Origin of the sequence: Porphyromonas sp. COT-290 OH3588, assembly GCF_000769075.1 — a bacterium.
Taxonomy (GTDB): domain Bacteria; phylum Bacteroidota; class Bacteroidia; order Bacteroidales; family Porphyromonadaceae; genus Porphyromonas.
In genome coordinates, this window is sequence record NZ_JRFC01000017.1 from 1 (window position 1) to 19,168 (window position 19,168).

Below are 19,168 nucleotides of genomic sequence, written 5' to 3' on the forward strand. Positions count from 1 at the left end.
CCTGAGGGAAATATCCCTCAGGGATGGGGATAGGGGGATAGTATTCAAGGCTCCCCAAGCCGCTCAAACACGCAAAAAACACCGAGAAAGATACAAGAAACTTTGAACGGCGCATTGCGCAATAGTCTCAAGTCTACTTATCCTTACCTCTGTTTGATTAGCCTAGCTCTAGGATTGCTGTCAGTGGAGCTCTGCACCAGTATATACAGAAGCTCCCTTGCTGCTCCTCGCTAATGAGTGAGGCTGCAAGGGTGCTCATGTAGTTTCGTGCCAAGTAATGGTCTGGATCCTATTTGATTTTGTACGATGAGCGTACGGTCACACTCGCAGTTTTGAGTTTGGAGGAGGTATTGAATGTGCCACCCCAGCTGTAGTCCTCCTCGCTATTGAGCCCGACAATCTGGAAGACTCCCATCGTCGAGGAGGCAAGGTCGGATAGACTGCTGTTGCTACCCTCGGCAATTGTTTTGGCTCTTGCATAGGCATTCTGAGAGGCTTCTTGTAGCATCTCCATTTTGAGTGTATTGATCTGCGTGTAGTAGTAGCGAGGTGCTCTAGCTGTGAAGTTGACACCCTGCTTGAGTAGCTCAGAGATCTTTTGGTAGATGACCTCTACATTGTCTACATCGTTGGAGCTGACGATGATTTCACTTGAGAGCTGAATGCCCCTGAAGGTGCGCATATATTTCTGTGTATTGTCGTCGTAGTACTGATCGTACTCGTTGCTCACGTTGGTGCTGGAGTAGCGGATTTGCTCCTCGGTAATGCCACTTGCCATCAAGTACTTGACTATTTGTTCTCTATTGCTTTGGTGCTCGTTGTAGGCAATCTCCTGATTGGAGTTGAGTGCCGATACATATATTGTCCAGACGATTAGGTCACTCTTGATGTTACGCTCGGCGACACCCGTTACGGTGATCTGGGGCGATCCACTTCTGAAGTGCTTGATCCCAACCGATAGTAGCCAAGCACTGGCGATGATGGCCAGCGAAGCTACCATAACTAGCACTAGTTTAGTTTTTTGCATAGTAGTGAATTTTTAATGTGATACTTAACCATAAAATCAATGTATGAATAGGGTAGATGTCTGTACCCACGAAAAACACTGCTAAGGTATTAGAAATTTGTCAAAATTGATGAAGATCTAGAGTGAGTGTATGTCAAATCTTTTGAGTGTCTATCTATTTCTGCTAAGCGGATGCGTTGCATACAATAAATAAGGGGCTGTGGCAAAATTCGTATTTGCCACAGCCCCCTTTATGATGACACATTTAATCTAGTCGAGCATATCTCGGTATTTACGGTCGATCTCTCGTCTAGCTGCTTCGGTTGGCTTGAAGCCTTCGTTGGTGTCAAGTTGGTCTAGTAATTCCTTACCACCTCCCTCTAGGGTCTCGGGTATATATACGTTTACGTTGACCAATAGATCTCCTCGCCCATAGCCATTGACCTCTGGTAGACCCTTACCTCTCAGGCGCAGTATTTTGCCCGGTTGAGTCCCCGGTTCGATAGTTACACGAGCACGTCCCCCAATCGTTGGCACCTCTACTGCACCACCCTTGATGGCATGAGGGACAGAGATGAGTAGGTTGTAGATGAGGTCGTTGCCATTGCGAATGAGATTGGGATCCTCTTCTTCCTGTATGATAACGAGTAGATTCCCGTTTACGCCACCTGCTGGGGCTGCATTTCCCTTGCCCGGCACAGTGAGCTGCATGCCCTCGGCTACACCTGCTGGTATGCGAAAGCTAACGATCTCCTCCCCAATCTGAGTTCCCTTACCTTGGCACTGAGCGCAGGGTTTAGTAATTACTTCGCCTTGGCCTTGGCATGTAGGGCAGACACTCTGCGACTGCATTTGGCCGAAGAAGGTATTTTGCATCTGCATTACCACGCCACGCCCTTGACAGGTTGTACAAGTTTTGCGCCCATCGGGCTCGGTCGTGCGCTCGCCGTGACAGCGTGAACAGTGTACGTACTTCTTGACCTTTAGTTTCTTCTCTACACCCTGCTCGATCTCCTCGAGATTGAGCTTGACCCGTGCTCTGAGATCGGAGCCACGTGGGGCCTGATGACCTCCGCCACCGAATCCGCCGAAGCCACCAAATCTATCGCCGAATAGGTCGCCGAAGCGACTGAAAATATCCTCCATAGACATGCCACCGCCGAAGCCTCCTCCGCTGGCAGCACTACTACCTACACCGGCGTGGCCGAATTGGTCGTAGCGAGCTCGCTTCTGCGGGTCACTCAAGACGTCGTAAGCCTCTGCTAGTTCCTTAAACTTCTCCTCTGCCTCTTTGTCGCCCGGGTTTTTGTCTGGGTGATACTTGATGGCGAGCTTGCGGTATGCTTTTTTGAGGGCCTCGTCCGTAGCCCCTTTGTCTACGCCGAGGACTTCGTAGTAATCTCTTTTTTGTGACATCTCTTAGTCCTCCTTTCTTTATTGACCTACCACAACACTCGAGTGGCGAAGCACCTTATCGTTGAGTGTATAGCCCTTCTTGACGCAGTCGATGACCTTGCCTTTGAGCTCTTCACTGGGAGCAGGGAATGTGGCGATCGCCTCGTGTAGCTCCTCGTCGAAGCTAACTCCTGCCGTTTCGATAGGCTTGATGCCTTGGCGTGAGAGGTAGTCTGTGAATTTGCTATATATAAGTCGTATGCCCTCCTTGACGGCTTCCATATCCTCTGCTGTGTCCATGTTGGCTAGAGCAATGTCTAGATCGTCCACCACTGGGAGTAGCTCGCGCAGGACTTTCTCGCCACCATTTCGGATTAGGTCGCTCTTCTCCTTGAGGGTACGCTTGCGGTAGTTGTCGTACTCCGCCATGAGGCGCAGATGAGTGTCGTTGAGCTTCGCCAGCTGTTGCTCTAGGCTCTCCTCTGTGGCTGTCGAGTTGTCAGCTTCAGCGGTCATTTCTTCCGAGTTGGCTGCTTCCGCCTGCTCATTTGTCATATTGGTATCTAGCTGGTCTTGCAGCCCATCTAGCTCGGTTTGCTTAGTTTCTTCGTTCATTATCTCGTTATTCTTAATATTATATCGTTCTCTTAAGGTTTGCAAAGGTATGTGATTTTGCAAACTTACTGCCCTAGAAGGAGCAAATATGATACCATAGCTCATATTGTAAGGCTGTAGACTCGTGCTTAGATTGAGCAGCTGACTTCTTGCGTCTTGCCTTTTTTGCTCGGAGATCCAATTCTCGATGATAGACTTATCTTGTTAATAACTGTAAATCTTCTGTCCTCCGATACAGCTCTTTGGAGAGGCTATTTGGCCTGTTGGGTTAACTACTATTTCCAAATTGAAGGAGCAATTTGGCAGAATTGTAGGGCTAATCCGTTGTGATGTGTCCATCAATCGAGAGAGATTGATGGGGAGAAACTCTATAATTTGGCCTCCATAGCAGATCAAATTGTTTAATGCTTGGTTTTATTGTTTTGATTATTAGTGCTTTGTGTTTTGTCTATTTTAGAGGGGGATTTTCGCTCGTCTGGAGTCAAGTACCCAAACTTGGCCGGACGCAGTGTAGGGCGTCCTAGAGTGCAAATACGAGGTCTGTACTTTTTTGCCTACTCCTCTAGTGGTTTCCCACCAACATTCTGAAAACTGGTCTAGAATATAAATCTCGGCAACTACAGCATGGTTTGGCTAGCTAAGTGTATTGTCTTAATTAGTTCGGAGGCTATCTTTTATTATTCGTTTCTAGCCTATTGTGTCAGGTATTATGATGCTTTTCTAGGGGTTAACTCATGCTATCTGTGTCGTATTCGTGCGCTTGATTATTGAAAAAGGTAGAGGATATATGAAGTGTCTACCTATATATAGGTATTTTTCTGGCGAAAAACATCGGAATCCAGTAGAATATCACATATATTAGGCATCTTTGTGAGCCGATTTTATCGTGATTTGCTTAAACATTGATTGTTTATAAATTGTTTCCGTGAAAGAACGTTACAAATCCGAAAAGTGTTGCGGAAGAAATAGAGCTTGTAATTAAAAAAACAGTATAGTATGTCAAAGTTCAAGAAAGAAGAATTGCTCGATATGTTTCGTAAGATGGAAGACATTCGAAACTTCGACAATAAAATCAATCAGATGGTGCGCCGTGGTCTGGTACCCGGTATGACGCACTTTTCTGTAGGTGAGGAAGCCGCCAACGTAGGGGCCGTATCGGCTCTAGGTGAGGGGGATTTGCTGACGAGTAACCACCGTGGCCACGGACAGAGCGTTGCTATGGGTATGAGCCTCAATGAGATGATGGCTGAGATCATGGGGCGTGCCAATGGCTCTTGCAAGGGGAAGGGCGGCTCTATGCATATTGCCGACCTCGATAGAGGTAATCTCGGTGCTAATGGTATCGTAGGTGGTGGTATGGGTATCGCTACAGGTGCCGCTCTGACGCAGAAGATGAAAAACACAGGCAAGGTGGTTATGTGCTGTTTTGGCGATGGCGCAAGCAACGAAGGTGCTTTCCACGAATGTATCAATATGGCAGCTATCTGGAAGCTCCCAGTAGTCTTCTACTGCATCAACAATGGTTATGGTATCTCCACGCCTATCACATCAGTGATGAATACGAAGCATGTCTATGAGCGTGCTGTAGCTTACAATATTCCCGGGCTATTTGTCGAGGACGGCAATGATGTGCTGGCCGTGCGTGAGGCTATCGACAAGGCTATGGAGCACGTACGTGCTGGCAATGGCCCTATCCTCGTAGAGGCTGTTACTTATCGCTGGTTTGGGCACTCCACCAGTGACCCCGGCAAGTATCGCACAAAGGAAGAGGTTGATGAGTGGAAGAAGAAGGATCCGATCCTCAAGTTCCGCAACTACCTTGTGGAGAATAAGATCACAGATCACGAAACGCTAGACAAGATCGTGGCAGAGAGTGAGCAGGCGGTAGAGGAGTCTGTTAAGTTCGGTATGGCAGGTGAGCAACCTGCTCCAGAGAGCGCATTCGAAGATATTTTCGCCGAGTAAAATCTCTACGATGAACCTCTGGGATTAGGTCGGTTTATTGACCTTGGCAATCGGGAGGATTTCGTTGACTTGTAGATTTTTACCGAAATAATTAACTTGCAGAAAAAGAAATAATCATCATGATAGAAGGACAAGAAACAAAACTAATGTCGATGCGCGATGCCGTCATTATGGCTATGAGCGAAGAGATGCGCAGAGATGAGAATGTATTCCTAATGGGCGAGGACGTAGGTATCTTCGGTGGTGACTTCGGTACGTCCGTTGGAATGCTTGAGGAGTTTGGTAAAGAACGTGTGCGTGACACTCCAATTAGTGAGAACGCTATCTCTGGCTGTGCCGTAGGTGCCGCCCTTACTGGTATGCGCCCTATCGTAGACGTTACCTTCATGGACTTCATCGTCTATATGATGGACAATATCGTCAATCAAGCAGCTAAGACCCGCTATATGTACGGCGGTAAGGGTTCGGTACCCGTTGTGTTCCGATGTGCTGCTGGCTCTGGCGTAGGTTCAGCCGCCCAGCACTCACAGAGCTTGGAGGCTTGGTTCTGTCATATCCCCGGGCTCAAGGTTGTAGCTCCGGGTACACCTGCCGATCTCAAGGGGCTGCTCAAGGCATCAATCCGCGATAATAACCCCGTGATCTTCTTGGAGTACAAAGCCGAGTACAACGTTAAGGGTGAGGTGCCAGTGGATCCCGAGTTTATCATCCCTCTTGGCAAGGCCGAGCTCAAGCGTACGGGTAAGGACGTGACCGTGATTACATACGGTCGTATGCTCCGTCGTGTGCTCGAGGCAGCCGATGCCGCACGTGAGAAGGGCATCGAGGTGGAGGTTGTGGACCTCCGTACCCTAATGCCACTAGACAAGGATACGATCCTAGAGTCTGTGAAGAAGACTGGTCGTGTCTTGCTGGTCAATGATGCTCATAAGACAGGAGGCTTTATCGGCGAGATCTCTGCAATGATTGCCGAGAGTGATGCCTTCGACTACTTGGACGGACGTATCCTGCGTTTGGCTGCAGATGATATCCCTGTTCCCTACAACCACGCTCTAGAAGATGCTATGCTCCCCAAACCCGAGCGCATCCTCAAGTATATCGAGCGTCTGGTTGAGAAGCGTTAGTCATTATTAACTCCTAGGTAGGCACAAGGGTGTATCATAAATCGGTTAATACTACGTTGGTGATATATCCGTGTGCTTGTCTAGTGTAATTTGCAAAAGCTATGAACTGTAAGCTCAATCCATTCTTGGCTTTCGATCGCCAGTGCGCAGAGGCTTTTGACTTCTATGCTCAGGTGTTCGGTGGCGAGGCTAAGATCTTTCGCTTCAGAGAGATGCCCGATGGAGGTCCAGAAACGACTATCCCCGAGGAGTATGCCGACTGTGTGATGTATGCCGAGCTCCCCGTGGGCGACAATGTGCTTATGGGATATGACCATCTCCCCGAGAAGGCGTACACCGATACTAACCAACGCTTGCGTATCGGTACCAATAGCTATATCAGCATCAGCCTAGAGGATCGCTCCGAGGCCGATCGTATCTTCGGAGAGCTGGCCGAGGGAGGCAAGTTTGCCAGTCCTATGCACGATACGTTCTTTGGCTACTTCGGCTCTTTGATCGATCGCTTTGGCGTGCAGTGGATGGTTCATGTCGAGGCTATATAGGGCTATTCGGGGCTTTGTTTAGCTCGTTTTCAGTGCCCATTCGTATAGCTCTTTTCGGTGGTTGTATGATCACCGAGGGGGGCTTTGGGTGCAAGGGCTTAGGTTTATCAGCTCGCTTTGCAGATTGCCTCTGGAGGCACAGCCACATTTTATCAATACGTTATATAGGTAAACTCAAAAAACATTTCAATGCGACAAAACATCATTAAGGCGCTAGGGTACTTCTCTACGCTCCAAGGACTTGGCTATAAGCTCATTCGTGTAGCTATCTTGATTATCTTCGTTTGGATCGGCGGGCTCAAATTTGCCAACTACGAGGCCAACGGTATCGTTCACTTCGTGGCTAATAGCCCTCTGATGAGCTTCTTCATGAAGAACGCAAGCAATGAGGTAACTCTAGAAGACGGCCGAGTAGTCAAGGAATATACGCTCAATAAGGTGCCAGAAGGTAAGTACGATGCTGCTAAGAGTGCTTGGCACGAAGAGAATGGTACCTATCTATTCTCTCGTGGACTGGGTATCCTGATCATGATCATCGGTATCTTGGTTTTCTCTGGTATGTTTTGTCCGTACTCTGGTGTCATCGGCGAGCTACTCTGTATCATCATGACGCTTGGGACACTTAGCTTCTTGATTACTACGCCCGAGACTTGGGTGCATGCTTCTCCCGAGGCTTTGGCTGCCGGTGAGTGGGCAGACGGATTCCCCTTCCTCTCTGGCGCCGGTCGTCTAGTGATTAAGGATACTGCTATCTTGGCTGGCGCTGTGGTGCTTCTCTCCGATAGCTCTCGTCAGCTTCTGGCTAGACTGAAGAAGTAGATCTCTATCGTAAGAATATTCAATCAACAGTATAATGGAAAATGAGAAACTAAGAGCCACGCCAGCGGCTCGTTCGCTCGCGCACCGAATGGGTATCGAGCTGAACCAGATCGTTGGCTCTGGCTACAAGGGGCGTATTCACCGTGAAGACGTCGCCAACTTTACCTACATTGAGCGTGCAGGAGTTACACCTCTTGCTCGTAAGATCGCCGAGGCGCACAACATCAACGTCGAGGAGCTCAAGGGAACGGGCTTCAGAGGCAAGGTAACTCGTGCCGATGTCTTGGCTGCCGTAGGAGAAACAGGCGAGCCCAATCTGGAGCGTATCTTAGACGCTTTCACCATACCATCTCCCGAGCGTAAGAAGACCAACTTCGCCACTCCGGGTAAGAACGAGGCGCCAGAGATGAAGGCTCCAGCAGCCGCTTCTGCCGCAGCCCCCTCTGCTTCAGCAGAGCCCAAGGGCGATGTGGAGATTGTGCCCATGAATATGATGCGCCGTGTTATCGCTAAGCGAATGAGCGAGAGCTATTTCTCAGCGCCCACTTTCGTACTCAACTATGAGGTTGATATGGGAGAGGCGTCTAAGCTTCGTGCTCAACTTATGGAGCCAATCAAGGAGAAGACGGGTAAGAAGCTCACGGTAACAGACATTGTTTCGCTTGCCGTAGTTCGTACACTGATGAATCACCCCTATATTAATGCTTCGCTCTCGCCCGACGGTAGCCAGATTGAACTGCACAACTACGTTAATCTAGCTATGGCTGTAGGTATGGACGAGGGGCTACTTGTGCCAGTGGTGCACAGAGCTGAGAAGATGGGGCTTACAGAGCTGATGCTTCGTCTGAAGGATATTACCGAGCGTGCCGTAGGCAAGAAGCTAACGCCTGCCGATCAAGAGGGTAGCACATTTACTATCTCTAACCTCGGAATGTATGGAGTGGAGAGCTTTACCTCAATCATCAATCAACCCAACTCGGCGATCCTCTCCATTGCAGGAACGAAGGAGATGCCAGTGGTGCGCAATGGTGAGGTTGTGATCCGCCCGATTATGAAGATGAGTCTGACGAGCGACCACCGTGTGATCAATGGTTTAGCTGCTGCCAAGTTTATGCAGGAGCTCAAGGCTACGCTAGAGAATCCGCTACCTCTATTGGTTTAAGCCGGATCAACTAAACAGTCAAATACAAACAATAGAATAATAGAGAAATGGCAACAGAAATCATTATGCCCAAAATGGGTATTGATATGACCGAAGGCGAGATCGTTCGCTGGGTGAAGCAGGAGGGAGAAGCCGTCAAGAAGGGAGAAGTAATCCTTGAGATCATGACCGATAAGACGAGTGCAGAGGTCGAAGCCGAGGCCGATGGCGTCCTCTTGAAGATCGTACACGGCGATGGTACTACTGTACCTATCGCCGAGGTGATTGGCTTCATCGGTGAGGCTGGCGAGAGTTTGGAAACGGTCCGTACCAAGGACGAAATACTACCAGATGCTCCGGCTCCCGCCCCAAGCGACACGACGGGCAAACTGCCACTCATACGTATGGAAGGTGACTACCATGTAGCTGTGATCGGTGGTGGCCCTGCTGGTTACGTAGCTGCTATCAAGGCAGCTCAGATGGGTGCTAAGGTCGCCATTATTGAGAAGAGTGAGTTTGGCGGTACTTGCCTCAACAAGGGTTGTATCCCCACGAAGACCTTCCTACGCAATGCCGAGATCCTAGAGGGTGTAGCACAGGCTGCTGCTCGTGGTATCAGCTTCAAGGATACTAGCTTCACGGTAGATATGAAGAAGCTCGTAGCCTACAAGGACAGTGTGGTGAAGAAGCTCACTGGCGGTGTTTACTCTTTGCTCAAGAGCAATGGGGTAGAGGTCTTCCGTGGTACGGCTTGCATCAATCAAGATAAGGACGTAGTGATCAACGGCAAGGAGATCATTAAGGCCGATAAGATCATTCTCGCTGGTGGATCTAAGGTTGCCCGCATTCCTATCACAGGTATCGAGCACCCAGCAGTCATGACGAGCGACGACATTCTCAGCCTGCAAGAACAGCCTGCTTCTATGGTTGTGATCGGTGGTGGTGTCATTGGTGTCGAGATGGCTCAAGCCCTCGGCGCTCTCGGTACTAAGGTAACGATCGTTGAGATGGCAGACCGCATCATTCCTGCCCTCGACCGTGAGGTATCCGAGACTTTGCGTGCAGACCTCGAGAAGATGGGCATCACAGTGATGACAGGCAAGTCTATCGACCGCATCGAAGATCGCTCTGGCCGTCTAGCTGCTGTTCTCAAGAGCGGAGAAGTAATTGAGGCCGATAAGGCTCTGCTCTCTATTGGTCGTGTGCCTGACCTAGAGGGTGTAGGCGAGCTAGACCTAGAGATTGAGAAGGGTAAGGTTAAAGTGGACAAGTATATGGAAACAAGCGTCAAGGGTGTTTATGCTCCCGGCGACGTCAATGGTATCAAGATGCTTGCCCACACGGCCTTCCGTATGGCTGAGGTAGCGGCAGAGAACGCACTGCATGGCAACCACGTAGAGCTCAAACTCCTCTCCGCCCCTTCGGTAGTGTACACTCGCCCAGAGGTGGCTATGGTGGGTCTGACAGAGGATCAAGCCCGTGAACACTATGGTGAGATCCGAGTGGGTAAGTTCCCATTCGTAGCCAATGGTCGTGCGCTAGCTTCTGGCGAAACAACAGGTTTCGTCAAGGTTATCCTAGATAACAAGTACGGCGAAATCCTTGGTATCCACATCATCGGTGCTATGGCTGCCGAGATGATCAGCCAAGCCTCTCTCGTCATGGAGATCGAAGCCACTGCCGAGGAGGTGCTCGCCACGATCTATGGTCACCCAACTTACTCAGAAGCTCTCTACGAAGCGATCGCCGATGCCCTAGGCGTGGCTATACACCTTCCTGCCAAGAAGAAGTAAGCAACTGGGCTTTCAGCTAATAAGAACCCCTCCTTGAGCTATCTTGTCTCAAGGAGGGGTTTTTTGTGTCCCAATCTGAGGGAAACCTTACTCGAATAGATTAGCGATAACTTTAACCAGAAGACTCACCGCTCCGACGATATTGACCGAAGGCACAGGCTCCATGCGCCGACTTATCGGATTGTAGTGATACTGCACGCCAATCTCTATCGGCCCACTGCCCTCGATGTAGAAGCCGATACCACCGCCTAGTGAGGGCGACCATTGGTTGAGATATGGATGAATGGAGCTGCCCATGATGCCCTGATGTATAGAGGTGTGCGCATTGCCATAGAGATACACGTTCTTCCCTAGAGCATAGTCTAGCCTACCACCTAGATAGTATTGGATGCCATGTAGTCCATGCAGCCCGATTTGCCTTGGAGTAGTGTACCGAGATAGCCCCGAATACAGTTGCAAGCGAAGCCGATCGCTCATATTCGCCTGTAGCGAGAGGTGTGGATTCCAGTACTGATACCGTATTTGTTCCCTAAAGGCTACGCCTAGATCGATACGTAGATCTTGCCTTGGCGATATGGATAGCCCCGTGTAGAGCTGATACATCTGCTCCGGTACGGGCTGATAGGGAGAATGTGTATAGCCTAGCATCCCTGAGGCATTGAGCCGAATAAGTGGATTCAGCTGTGTACTCAGATTAATTTGCTTCGCATATAATTTCGTATTCGCATAGCTCAATTCTTCAATTTGCTCAGGGAAGCTCTCTAATCGTAGCCGACCAATCGAGAAAACTCTTCGACTCGTGGCTGGTGAAGCTAGCTTAACTTTGGGGATAGGAGTTAAATCCCCGAGCATGGTAGGGCGAGTGAGTTCGGGTAGCTGTAGCCGAGGTTGGTAGGATTGTGCCTGCGGTTGGATTGGGACACTTAGCTTGAGCGTAGAGTCTAGGCGGAGCTTGGGGAGCTCAAGTACATCTCTGGCTCTGAAGTTGAGGCTGTCTATGGGTATGATGGAGTGGCTAATCTGGGAGAATAGGACGCCCCTCGGTAGTGAGAAAGCGGAGAGGCAGATTAGGCCTAGGGCATAGATGCGCTGGTGCCGCATAGAGAAGACGAGTGTAATGGGTGAGTTTCTGCTCTAGAAACGTCCATACACTCGTCTTTATTGCGGCTTCGTCTGAGCTATTCGTAGTCTAATTAGCTATATGCAGGTAGGTTAAGGATTCTTCGACGGATCGCCCATGCAAAAAGCGTAGCACATAGAACGAGTAGCGCCAGCCCAGTGATCAGCATTGGTAGGATACTTCCCCCTGCTAGGTTGGGGAGTATAGCCTGCCCCCAAGCTAGGTAAAGGCTACGTAGTATCAGCACAATACCTGCCGATAGGACTAGGGCAAGAGCATTAAGGCTAAAGGTGAGTAGCCAGTAAGGTCGGTAAATGTCCCTAGGGCTGTAGCCGATGAGTAGTAGTGTTGTTAGCTCTTTGGTATTCTTCTGTAGGAGTAGGTAGATGCTTAGCATCAGCAGATAAGCGGAGAGTAAGCTGATGAGTAGCCCAAGAGCAAAGACTCCAGAAGCGATGAGGCGCAACATCGCCATACCTTCTCCTGCTGTGTTGCCTCCCTCTATTTGGTAGCCATGCAGGCGGATATACTCGCCTATGGTTGGTTCGCTTGGGTTGTGTGCTTGTAGGATCAGCCTAGAGGGGGGCGCCTCGATGCCTTGTGCGTATTGGCTATTGGCCCACGAGATAAAGCTCTTGGGGACTAGGATTGTGTTGAGGCGGTTGCTGAAGCCTACGATGCGCCCTTCGTACACATCTTCACGTCCCTGTCCTTGTACCGTAATACTTAGAGGAATACGAGAGATGCCCGCTTCTGAGATCTGCGGCAATCCTTGGCTCTGGGCAAAGGCAGCGTTGTACAGACCTAGATATTGTCTAGGAATGATAATCGGTAGTACGGTCTGTCCCGGTGTGAATGTCCAGTCTTCGGGCGATACATCTAGGAACTCGTTGGGGACGGCCTCGAAGAAAATATAGGTATAGAGCTCAATGCCGAAGTGTATGGCTGCCGTTACCCTAAACTTAGCTGGAGTGAACTGTCCAATGTGTTTGGTGAAACTCTGTTCCCTTAGCCCAATTATCTCGTCCTTGGAGAAGGTCGTTGCTCCTCGGCTGAAGAGCTTATCGGATTGAACGGGTTTGGAGAGAATGATGTAATCGCTGGGGAGTAGTCGGTCTGAACCATTGATTGTCTTGGCTGCATCTTGGTAGAACTGAATGCCGAGGAGTAGGATGACTAGGCCGACTAGGTTGGCAAGGAAGAAGCCAACCAACTGCCCTCGATTGAGGTGCTGACGTAGCAGACGTAGGACGAGCTTATTCATCACAGCTGGTAGATATGCTGGTAGGGTAGTGGTAGAGCCTTGCCCACAGAGGTACAGACGATGGCAGCCCCTTGGCGATGAGCCTCGGCGATGATGAGCTCTGCCACGATCGTACCATTGGCGTCGTCTAGATGGCTGATTGGCTCGTCTAGCAGTATGAAGTCTAGCGGCTGCATCAGCAGACGCACTAGAGCCACACGCTGCTGCTGACCAAGGGACAGTTTGCCTGCAGGTTGATCGATCTTGTCGCTGATACCGAGCAGAGTGAGCAGGCGTACAATCTCCTCTGGTGAGTGCTGCTGGGTAAGTTGATTCTTGATTTGTATGTTTTCCCAGACGCTTAGGTTGTCGAATAGCTTGAGCTCTTGGAAGAGTAGCCCTATCGACTCCCTGCGTATGGTAGACCACCGCTCGGGTTTAATCTCTCGAATATCCTCTCCGTCGAAGGTGATTCGTCCCGTGTAGTCCGAGCGATGTCCGTAGAGGTAGCTACAGAGCGAGGACTTGCCAGCTCCAGAGGTAGCCTCAATCAGATAGAGCTGTCCCCGCTCTAGGGTTAGGCTCTGGTGCCAAACCTCGGAGTAGGGACAACCCTCTGTGAATACTTGAGGGACTACGCCCTCCAAGCCGATACGCTGGATCATTGAGTGACTTCAGTCTCTTGAGTCGCTTCCTCCGCTACTACTGGAGCAGATTGCTTTGCCTCCGAGACTTCACGGATCATATCTACAAGTTGCTTGAGGGCGTTTGTCTTAGCATCTTTGAAGTGTAGCTCGGTTGAGCTTATGTTCTTATCATTATAGCAGGAAGTCAGGCTGACCAACTTCTCTACCTGATGCTTGATGAGGGGTTCTCCTGCTAGCTCGCTGGCAATGCGGTCTACCTTGAGAATCTGAGCGATGTTTACTAGCAGCACTGAAGGCGACTTGCCGAGGAGCTGTCCCTCTGGCATCTCCGAGGCGTTCTGCTTATGCTCTTGCCAAGTCTGTTCTGTGGGTAGTGAGGAGATATAGAAGATGTTGTCCTTGACGCCGAAGGAGATCGTCATCTTGTCAATGATGGTCTGATAATTTTGGTTGTCAATCTTGACAAAGTCGGCATTGACCCCTCCCTCCTGCTCTACGGCTTGGGTGTAGAAGTAGTCTAGCAGACTGACCATAGGTTGCTCGTCGTTGAGCTTGGCCATCAGAGTAGCACCGACGTAATCCTCATGTAGCTCCATCAAGCCTATGGTGATGTCTCCATCTAGGCTAGCGATTGGGGTGGAGAAATTTACTCCCTCGGCCTCCGCCATAGCGAGTATCACACCGAGCGAACCTCCAGAAATGAGCTTGAGTAGCTTGTTCCCATCTAGGCCGATGTTTAGGAACGCCAAAGAAGATGCAGGGAAGTACTTGATAAATTCGCCACTGGAGGGCTTCGCTATTTTGTAGATTTCTTCTAGGCTTTGCTTGGCTTTGAGGTTCTCTGTGTGTATCCTCTGGGCATACGTGAGTTTACCTGCCTCGAAGGCTATGCTATTGATAGCATAGCAGCTGTCGATATTGAAGGAATAGATCTCACGTGCCATTGAGGCGCCTAGAGCTCCATATCCCTGCATAGCCATATCCATCATACCACCTAGAGAGTAGAACATGCGTAGATCACCCTGCTCTTGCTCCATCTCTTTGTATGCGCTATGCTTAGTGATGGACTCGCTCCCCTTGCGTTTCATTGCCTCGCCTAGGTGTTTGAGCTGTACATCTCGACCAGTTGCCTTGCCGAATGTGACGATGCATGAGCGGTTGTCATATCCAAGTAGCCCAGTATTGTTGAGGTTAACAAAATGATATCCATCTTGAGTGCTGATATTGACTTCTTTGCCGTCTGTTTTGAAGGACTCTCTGATGAACGTCTCTAGCTTACTCTCCGAGTCTACTTGAGCCACTAGAGCAAACGAGATGTCTGGGCTGGAGAACACATACACGGGAGCCTTGAGCGATAGCCCAGCCTCTCTTGGGTCTGCGATGAGCTTTTGGAAGTATTTGATCTGCTCTGGCGATAGAGAGCTCTGAGCCTCTTCTGCAAACTTCGCCCCGAGGATTTTGGCATCTTCCGCAGTGTAGCCAGACTTGTCTACTAGATTTTGCAGGTTGATAGAGGCGACGAAAATCGCATCTGCGGGGATACGCTCTGCGTGCTCATTCTTTCTGGAACACGAGAAGAGGGCAGCTCCCACAATGAATAGTAGCAATAGTCTGCTTAGTAGGTTCTTGTTCATAAAGTCTACTTCGTTAAATGTAATAGTTAATGAATAGTGCTAACAAATGTATCAAATAATAGTAGATAAGCCAAAATAAGTGCCCTTGTTGCTGATCTCAAGGTTTTATTTTTGAGGTGTTTGTATTCTTATGGGGTAGTGCTGGATAGAGATAACCGACCCATACTACGCAGCCCTTGCGGCTGGCGTAGTATGGGTCCGGCTCCTTGGGTCACCTTCTTTGGGGAAGACCATATCTACCAGAGGTAGTAGTCTTGCCAATCAGTGAACATGTGAAACGTTAGCCCGATACCCACTGCGCTCAGCCACCAAGGCAATCCCAACCGCCTATAAGGCAAGAAGCACATAAGAATGTAGAAGGGAATGAGGTAATAGCTATGCAAGAAGTGAAAGCCGATGCTACATCTGTCTGGGTCGAAGATAGGTGTGGCCAAGAGATGGTCTAGATCCACAAGCATCGTCAGGAGCATCACGATGTATGCCATACGCCTGCGCTCTCTGGGGAAGAATATCCAAGCTAGCAGCAGAGGGGCTACTAGATGTAGCGAGTAGTGGACGAGGGTTTGTAACATGGCGGACTAGACTTTAGAGTTGGAGTGCTCCTACAAGCTGATTGATATCGTCGATGCCGTGGCGATGCATATAGTCCTCGATACCCGTGACGATTGTCTCGGTTATTGATGGATCTACGAAGTTGTAGGTCCCTACCTGTATGGCCGAGGCTCCCGCTAGTAGAAACTCGATCGCATCTGTGGCTGAGGCGATACCGCCCATACCTATGATGGGTACTTGGACAGCCTTAGATGTCTGCCACACCATGCGTAGCGCTACGGGCTTGACGGCTGGCCCCGAGAGTCCTCCAGTGACAGTAGATAGGATAGGCCGACGGCGCTCTGCATCTATGGCCATGCCGAGTAAGGTGTTGATCATAGAGATACTATCTGCCCCCTCTGCCTCTACGGTACGAGCGATCTCCGTGATATCCGTCACGTTTGGGGATAGCTTGACGATGAGCGTCTTGGGGTAAACACGTCTGACGGCACGGACAACCTCGGCTGCACCTGCGCAGGTAACACCGAAAGCCATGCCACCCTCCTTGACATTGGGACAGGAGATGTTGAGCTCAATAGCTGGCACATTGGGCAGTGATGCGATCATCTCTGCCGTTGCGATATAGTCCTCTACTGTAGAGCCACTCACGTTTACTACGACCGCTGTGTCCAAATGCGCTATCTGCGGATAAATCTCTTGGCAGAAGTGATGTGCACCTTTGTTTTGCAGCCCAACAGCGTTCAGCATACCTGCGGGAGTTTCTGCCATGCGTGGATAGGGGTTGCCTTGACGTGGATGTAGAGTTGTGCCCTTGACTACAATCCCTCCTAGACGCGCTAGATCGACGAAGTCGGTGTACTCCAGACCATAGCCGTATGTGCCAGAGGCCGTCATGACGGGGTTCTTGATCGTTAGCCCGCCGATATTTATTTGTGTCTTTACCATTTTAGTTCTTTGGAGTTGAAAACAGGCCCTTCTGTGCACACGCATACGTTACCTCTCTCGTGTACATCTTCCACACAGCACAGACAAGCGCCTAGACCGCACGCCATTGTGTTTTCTAGCGATACCTCGCAGTCTATACCTCGCTCTTTGGCCAAATGAGCCACTGCCACCATCATTGGTTTGGGGCCGCAGGTGTAGATACGGTCATACTGGGCCTCTTGCCAGAGAGGGTGGTCGGTTACTCGTCCATGTACTCCCATGGTACCATCATCTGTAGTTAGGTGCAGTGTGCCATAGCGACGAAACTCGTCTAGTAGGACCAATTGATCTGCAGTGCGCCCACCTAATAGGATCTCGGAGTGGATACCCCTATCTGCAAATGTCTTGGCTAGATAGAGCATTGGAGCTGTCCCAACGCCACCCCCCACGAGTAGGGGGCGCTTGGCTCCCTCTATGTGGAAGTAATTACCTAGCGGAAAGATTAGACTGAGCTGGTCGCCCACTTTGGCCTCGGTAATGGCCTCCGTACCACGTCCTACACGTGCCACAAGTAGCCAGAGCTCACCCGTAGCCTCGTCTACATTGCAGACAGATATAGGGCGGCGTAGGAGAACCTCTCCATTCGGGGCTTGTACCTCCACGAACTGCCCTGCGTACATGGTAGGCAGGAGTGCTCCCTCGGGCATTCTAAGTTTAAGTAAATGGTTACCTGTGCCAAGCGCAAGGTTTTCGCTTAGCTGTAGAAGAGCTATTTGTTTCTTCACAATCATTCTGTCAGACTGAAAATTCGACGATTTCTGCCTCAAAGATAGCTAAAACAGACGAGTGATACTTATGCCTAAGCGATTGCGCTATCCGCTATCGTTTGACCAAATTTTTGGTTCAGAGATTCAACTCAACTAGGCGGCACAATCATGGATAGATGTCCAAATCGTGAACTCATAGTCCTCGTTACTTAGTTCGTTCACAGTGAAATGGAGCTTTGTTTGAGCGAATTTGATTGGATGTCAATCTCTCAATCGCCTAGTCCAAGCGATCTATTCTGAGGCATATCGGCATCTCTCTGGCTGGGAGTTTGCTAGTTTTATTAGATCATATTTCTCATCTTTTCTGTTAATTATTGTGAATAATTTAGCTCCAGAATTTACTGAATGGAAGGAAGAGTTTGGGAAGCTAGTTCGACTTTTAGGGAAATTAGTGGGAAGATTTTTTAAGGTTGGTGGACTAATCCGTTGAGACGTGTCCACCAATCTCGGGAGATTGATCGGGAGAAACTGCGAAATGCTCGTTCTGTTACGATGAAGTCGCCTAGAATATTTATTTATACATCTGTGTTTTAGGTAATTGTAATTGTGCTGTTTAAGACGGGTATTTTAGCTTGTCTGGAGCCAATGCCCCAAAATGAGGTCGGAAGCAGCCTAAGGCTTGCTAGGGGGCAAATACGAGGTGTCGTGTTTTTTCGCTTGGAGGTTAAGAACCTGCTCAATCATCATACGAAAAAGTAAAAGAGTGTATATCATTTGATGCTTCCATGCAGAAGTATGGGAGTTAGGAGTAAGGGGAAGCGAGAAAAGGCTATCTGCTTGATTATCAGCCCTTCTTTCGTTTGGGTGCATTGGCTTGCACCACGGAAAAAGGCAAAAAAGAGCAGTTGAAAGAACGAGTTCAGTTACCAAATCGTTCCCTTTTAGGGGCTTCGGAAGAGGTAAGCAAAAAGTGGTAACTAAAATGGTGTTTTCTCTCTTGTTTTCAATGTTTTGCATAGCGATAGCTATCTCTTAGAGGTCTAACTTTGTAAATAAAAACGACAATGAAAGAAAAGACATTGAAGCTACTCTTTTACCTCAAGCGAGGCACACAGAGTAAGGAAGGAAAAAGCCCCATTATGGCTCGCCTCAGTGTGGGACGAACAATGGTGCAATTCAGCTGTAAAATTGCTTGCTCTCCCCAGCTATGGGATAGCCGTAAGAGCAGGCTCGTGGGCAAGAGTGCCGAAGCCGTATCTGTAAACGCAGAACTCGACCGCTTGTAACTCGCTGTAAATCTTGCCTTTGATTATTTGCAGAGTAAGCAGGGGGAAGTGGTAACAGCAGAGGAGGTTAAAGCCACGCTTTTCGGCTTAAACAGCGATAGCCAAGGGCTGCTTTATCATTCGGAGACCATTGCGCAATAGACCTTTTCGTCGCCTCAGTTCCTTCGAGTCGTGTTTTTGCTGCTTGAGGCTGTGTTTTTCAGTGGTAGTATCCTCCCCCTTTACCCCGACCTTGTAGCTCATTGCTCACAAGGTCGGGGGATTTTGTGCTCATTTGGCTGCTTGAAGTACAAGGAGCCCTGGCATACGCTTGAGATTGTACGCCATAGCTTCAAGGATATTCTGTGTATGCGTTCGCTCTAACCCTCGGTAGCGACAGCGTCCGCCCCAAGAACCACCGACGAATACTGCCAAAGGTCCGTTCTATCAAGCACCTTGTCTTACTGATCACACGATTGAATGCCTTCTGACTCTCGTTAAGAGTCTTCCCACGAATAGCCTTGAGCATAATGCCATCCACCAAGCCATGACCAGCCAAACACTCCGAATTCTTTTTGCTACAATAGCCTTTGTCCGCTAGTACACTTACACCTGA

General features: G+C 49.5%; 16 protein-coding genes and 2 pseudogenes. 7 read left to right on the forward strand and 11 right to left on the reverse strand.

Going from position 1 to position 19,168, the window contains the following annotated elements:
• Positions 1–289: 289 nt before the first annotated feature.
• The 3 genes from HQ48_RS05070 to HQ48_RS05080 all read right to left on the reverse strand — a co-directional run bounded on the left by HQ48_RS05070 (position 290) and on the right by HQ48_RS05080 (position 3,016).
• Positions 290–1,027 (reverse strand): SIMPL domain-containing protein, encoded by a 738-nt coding sequence (locus HQ48_RS05070; protein ID WP_044232088.1) that lies wholly within the window; start codon positions 1,025–1,027, stop codon positions 290–292.
• Between the two features lie 249 nt (positions 1,028–1,276).
• The gene (gene dnaJ, locus HQ48_RS05075; RefSeq protein WP_044232090.1) at positions 1,277–2,422 is read right to left on the reverse strand and encodes a molecular chaperone DnaJ; all 1,146 of its coding nucleotides are present in this window, start codon (positions 2,420–2,422) and stop codon (positions 1,277–1,279) included.
• Positions 2,423–2,440: 18 nt separating this feature from the next.
• Positions 2,441–3,016, reverse strand: coding sequence for a nucleotide exchange factor GrpE (locus HQ48_RS05080; protein ID WP_044232091.1), 576 nt, complete (start codon positions 3,014–3,016; stop codon positions 2,441–2,443).
• A gap of 996 nt (positions 3,017–4,012) precedes the next feature.
• Between HQ48_RS05080 and HQ48_RS05085 the strand changes: the two genes are divergently transcribed.
• The 6 genes from HQ48_RS05085 (at position 4,013) to lpdA (ending at position 10,400) form a co-directional block, all read left to right on the forward strand.
• Positions 4,013–4,981, forward strand: a complete 969-nt coding sequence (locus HQ48_RS05085) for a thiamine pyrophosphate-dependent dehydrogenase E1 component subunit alpha (protein ID WP_044232093.1) — start codon at positions 4,013–4,015, stop codon at positions 4,979–4,981.
• A gap of 119 nt (positions 4,982–5,100) precedes the next feature.
• On the forward strand, positions 5,101–6,105 hold the full coding sequence (locus HQ48_RS05090; protein ID WP_044187696.1) for an alpha-ketoacid dehydrogenase subunit beta: 1,005 nt from the start codon (positions 5,101–5,103) through the stop codon (positions 6,103–6,105).
• A gap of 101 nt (positions 6,106–6,206) precedes the next feature.
• The gene (locus HQ48_RS05095; RefSeq protein ID WP_044187699.1) at positions 6,207–6,647 is read left to right on the forward strand and encodes a VOC family protein; all 441 of its coding nucleotides are present in this window, start codon (positions 6,207–6,209) and stop codon (positions 6,645–6,647) included.
• A gap of 189 nt (positions 6,648–6,836) precedes the next feature.
• Positions 6,837–7,466 (forward strand): DUF417 family protein, encoded by a 630-nt coding sequence (locus tag HQ48_RS05100; RefSeq protein WP_044232095.1) that lies wholly within the window; start codon positions 6,837–6,839, stop codon positions 7,464–7,466.
• A 34-nt stretch (positions 7,467–7,500) separates the two neighbouring features.
• Positions 7,501–8,628 carry a dihydrolipoamide acetyltransferase gene (locus tag HQ48_RS05105; RefSeq protein ID WP_044232097.1) on the forward strand — a complete coding sequence of 376 codons (1,128 nt, stop codon included), beginning with the start codon at positions 7,501–7,503 and terminating at the stop codon, positions 8,626–8,628.
• 47 nt (positions 8,629–8,675) lie between these two features.
• Positions 8,676–10,400 carry a dihydrolipoyl dehydrogenase gene (lpdA, locus tag HQ48_RS05110; protein ID WP_044187706.1) on the forward strand — a complete coding sequence of 575 codons (1,725 nt, stop codon included), beginning with the start codon at positions 8,676–8,678 and terminating at the stop codon, positions 10,398–10,400.
• Positions 10,401–10,487: 87 nt separating this feature from the next.
• Here the strand turns inward: lpdA and HQ48_RS05115 are convergent, their stop codons facing one another.
• The 7 genes from HQ48_RS05115 to HQ48_RS05145 form a co-directional block, all read right to left on the reverse strand.
• Positions 10,488–11,501, reverse strand: a complete 1,014-nt coding sequence (locus tag HQ48_RS05115) for a hypothetical protein (protein ID WP_044232098.1) — start codon at positions 11,499–11,501, stop codon at positions 10,488–10,490.
• A gap of 92 nt (positions 11,502–11,593) precedes the next feature.
• On the reverse strand, positions 11,594–12,784 hold the full coding sequence (locus tag HQ48_RS05120) for an ABC transporter permease (RefSeq protein ID WP_044232099.1): 1,191 nt from the start codon (positions 12,782–12,784) through the stop codon (positions 11,594–11,596).
• The gene (locus HQ48_RS05125; RefSeq protein ID WP_152568319.1) at positions 12,784–13,428 is read right to left on the reverse strand and encodes an ATP-binding cassette domain-containing protein; all 645 of its coding nucleotides are present in this window, start codon (positions 13,426–13,428) and stop codon (positions 12,784–12,786) included. Before HQ48_RS05125 ends, HQ48_RS05120 begins: the two co-directional genes overlap by 1 nt.
• Positions 13,425–15,044 carry a DUF4836 family protein gene (locus HQ48_RS05130; protein WP_044232102.1) on the reverse strand — a complete coding sequence of 540 codons (1,620 nt, stop codon included), beginning with the start codon at positions 15,042–15,044 and terminating at the stop codon, positions 13,425–13,427. The genes HQ48_RS05125 and HQ48_RS05130 overlap by 4 nt, the downstream gene beginning before the upstream one ends.
• Positions 15,045–15,280: 236 nt before the next feature.
• Positions 15,281–15,616 (reverse strand): DUF6122 family protein, encoded by a 336-nt coding sequence (locus tag HQ48_RS05135; RefSeq protein ID WP_044232105.1) that lies wholly within the window; start codon positions 15,614–15,616, stop codon positions 15,281–15,283.
• Between the two features lie 13 nt (positions 15,617–15,629).
• The gene (locus tag HQ48_RS05140; protein ID WP_044232107.1) at positions 15,630–16,541 is read right to left on the reverse strand and encodes a dihydroorotate dehydrogenase; all 912 of its coding nucleotides are present in this window, start codon (positions 16,539–16,541) and stop codon (positions 15,630–15,632) included.
• Entirely contained in the window at positions 16,535–17,305 is a 771-nt protein-coding gene (locus HQ48_RS05145) for a dihydroorotate dehydrogenase electron transfer subunit (protein WP_044232115.1), read from the reverse strand. Before HQ48_RS05145 ends, HQ48_RS05140 begins: the two co-directional genes overlap by 7 nt.
• Before the next feature lie 1,046 nt (positions 17,306–18,351).
• On the opposite strand from HQ48_RS05145, the pseudogene HQ48_RS09625 reads away from it, so the two are divergent.
• Positions 18,352–18,570, forward strand: a pseudogene (locus HQ48_RS09625) (Arm DNA-binding domain-containing protein); the annotation flags it as partial.
• A gap of 273 nt (positions 18,571–18,843) precedes the next feature.
• Here HQ48_RS09625 and HQ48_RS09190 read toward each other — a convergent pair.
• A pseudogene (locus tag HQ48_RS09190) lies at positions 18,844–19,168 on the reverse strand (transposase); the annotation flags it as partial.

What these genes read in the sequence shown, in the direction of transcription:
- HQ48_RS05100 (WP_044232095.1), top strand. Translation starts at nt 6,837, where the DNA reads ATGCGACAAAACATCATTAAGGCGCTAGGGTACTTCTCTACGCTCCAA.
- HQ48_RS05105 (WP_044232097.1), top strand. Translation starts at nt 7,501, where the DNA reads ATGGAAAATGAGAAACTAAGAGCCACGCCAGCGGCTCGTTCGCTCGCG.
- HQ48_RS05085 (WP_044232093.1), top strand. Translation starts at nt 4,013, where the DNA reads ATGTCAAAGTTCAAGAAAGAAGAATTGCTCGATATGTTTCGTAAGATG.
- HQ48_RS05130 (WP_044232102.1), bottom strand. Translation starts at nt 15,044, where the DNA reads ATGAACAAGAACCTACTAAGCAGACTATTGCTACTATTCATTGTGGGA.
- lpdA (WP_044187706.1), top strand. Translation starts at nt 8,676, where the DNA reads ATGGCAACAGAAATCATTATGCCCAAAATGGGTATTGATATGACCGAA.
- HQ48_RS05120 (WP_044232099.1), bottom strand. Translation starts at nt 12,784, where the DNA reads ATGAATAAGCTCGTCCTACGTCTGCTACGTCAGCACCTCAATCGAGGG.
- HQ48_RS05090 (WP_044187696.1), top strand. Translation starts at nt 5,101, where the DNA reads ATGATAGAAGGACAAGAAACAAAACTAATGTCGATGCGCGATGCCGTC.
- HQ48_RS05080 (WP_044232091.1), bottom strand. Translation starts at nt 3,016, where the DNA reads ATGAACGAAGAAACTAAGCAAACCGAGCTAGATGGGCTGCAAGACCAG.
- dnaJ (WP_044232090.1), bottom strand. Translation starts at nt 2,422, where the DNA reads ATGTCACAAAAAAGAGATTACTACGAAGTCCTCGGCGTAGACAAAGGG.
- HQ48_RS05095 (WP_044187699.1), top strand. Translation starts at nt 6,207, where the DNA reads ATGAACTGTAAGCTCAATCCATTCTTGGCTTTCGATCGCCAGTGCGCA.
- HQ48_RS05140 (WP_044232107.1), bottom strand. Translation starts at nt 16,541, where the DNA reads ATGGTAAAGACACAAATAAATATCGGCGGGCTAACGATCAAGAACCCC.
- HQ48_RS05135 (WP_044232105.1), bottom strand. Translation starts at nt 15,616, where the DNA reads ATGTTACAAACCCTCGTCCACTACTCGCTACATCTAGTAGCCCCTCTG.
- HQ48_RS05070 (WP_044232088.1), bottom strand. Translation starts at nt 1,027, where the DNA reads ATGCAAAAAACTAAACTAGTGCTAGTTATGGTAGCTTCGCTGGCCATC.
- HQ48_RS05125 (WP_152568319.1), bottom strand. Translation starts at nt 13,428, where the DNA reads ATGATCCAGCGTATCGGCTTGGAGGGCGTAGTCCCTCAAGTATTCACA.
- HQ48_RS05115 (WP_044232098.1), bottom strand. Translation starts at nt 11,501, where the DNA reads ATGCGGCACCAGCGCATCTATGCCCTAGGCCTAATCTGCCTCTCCGCT.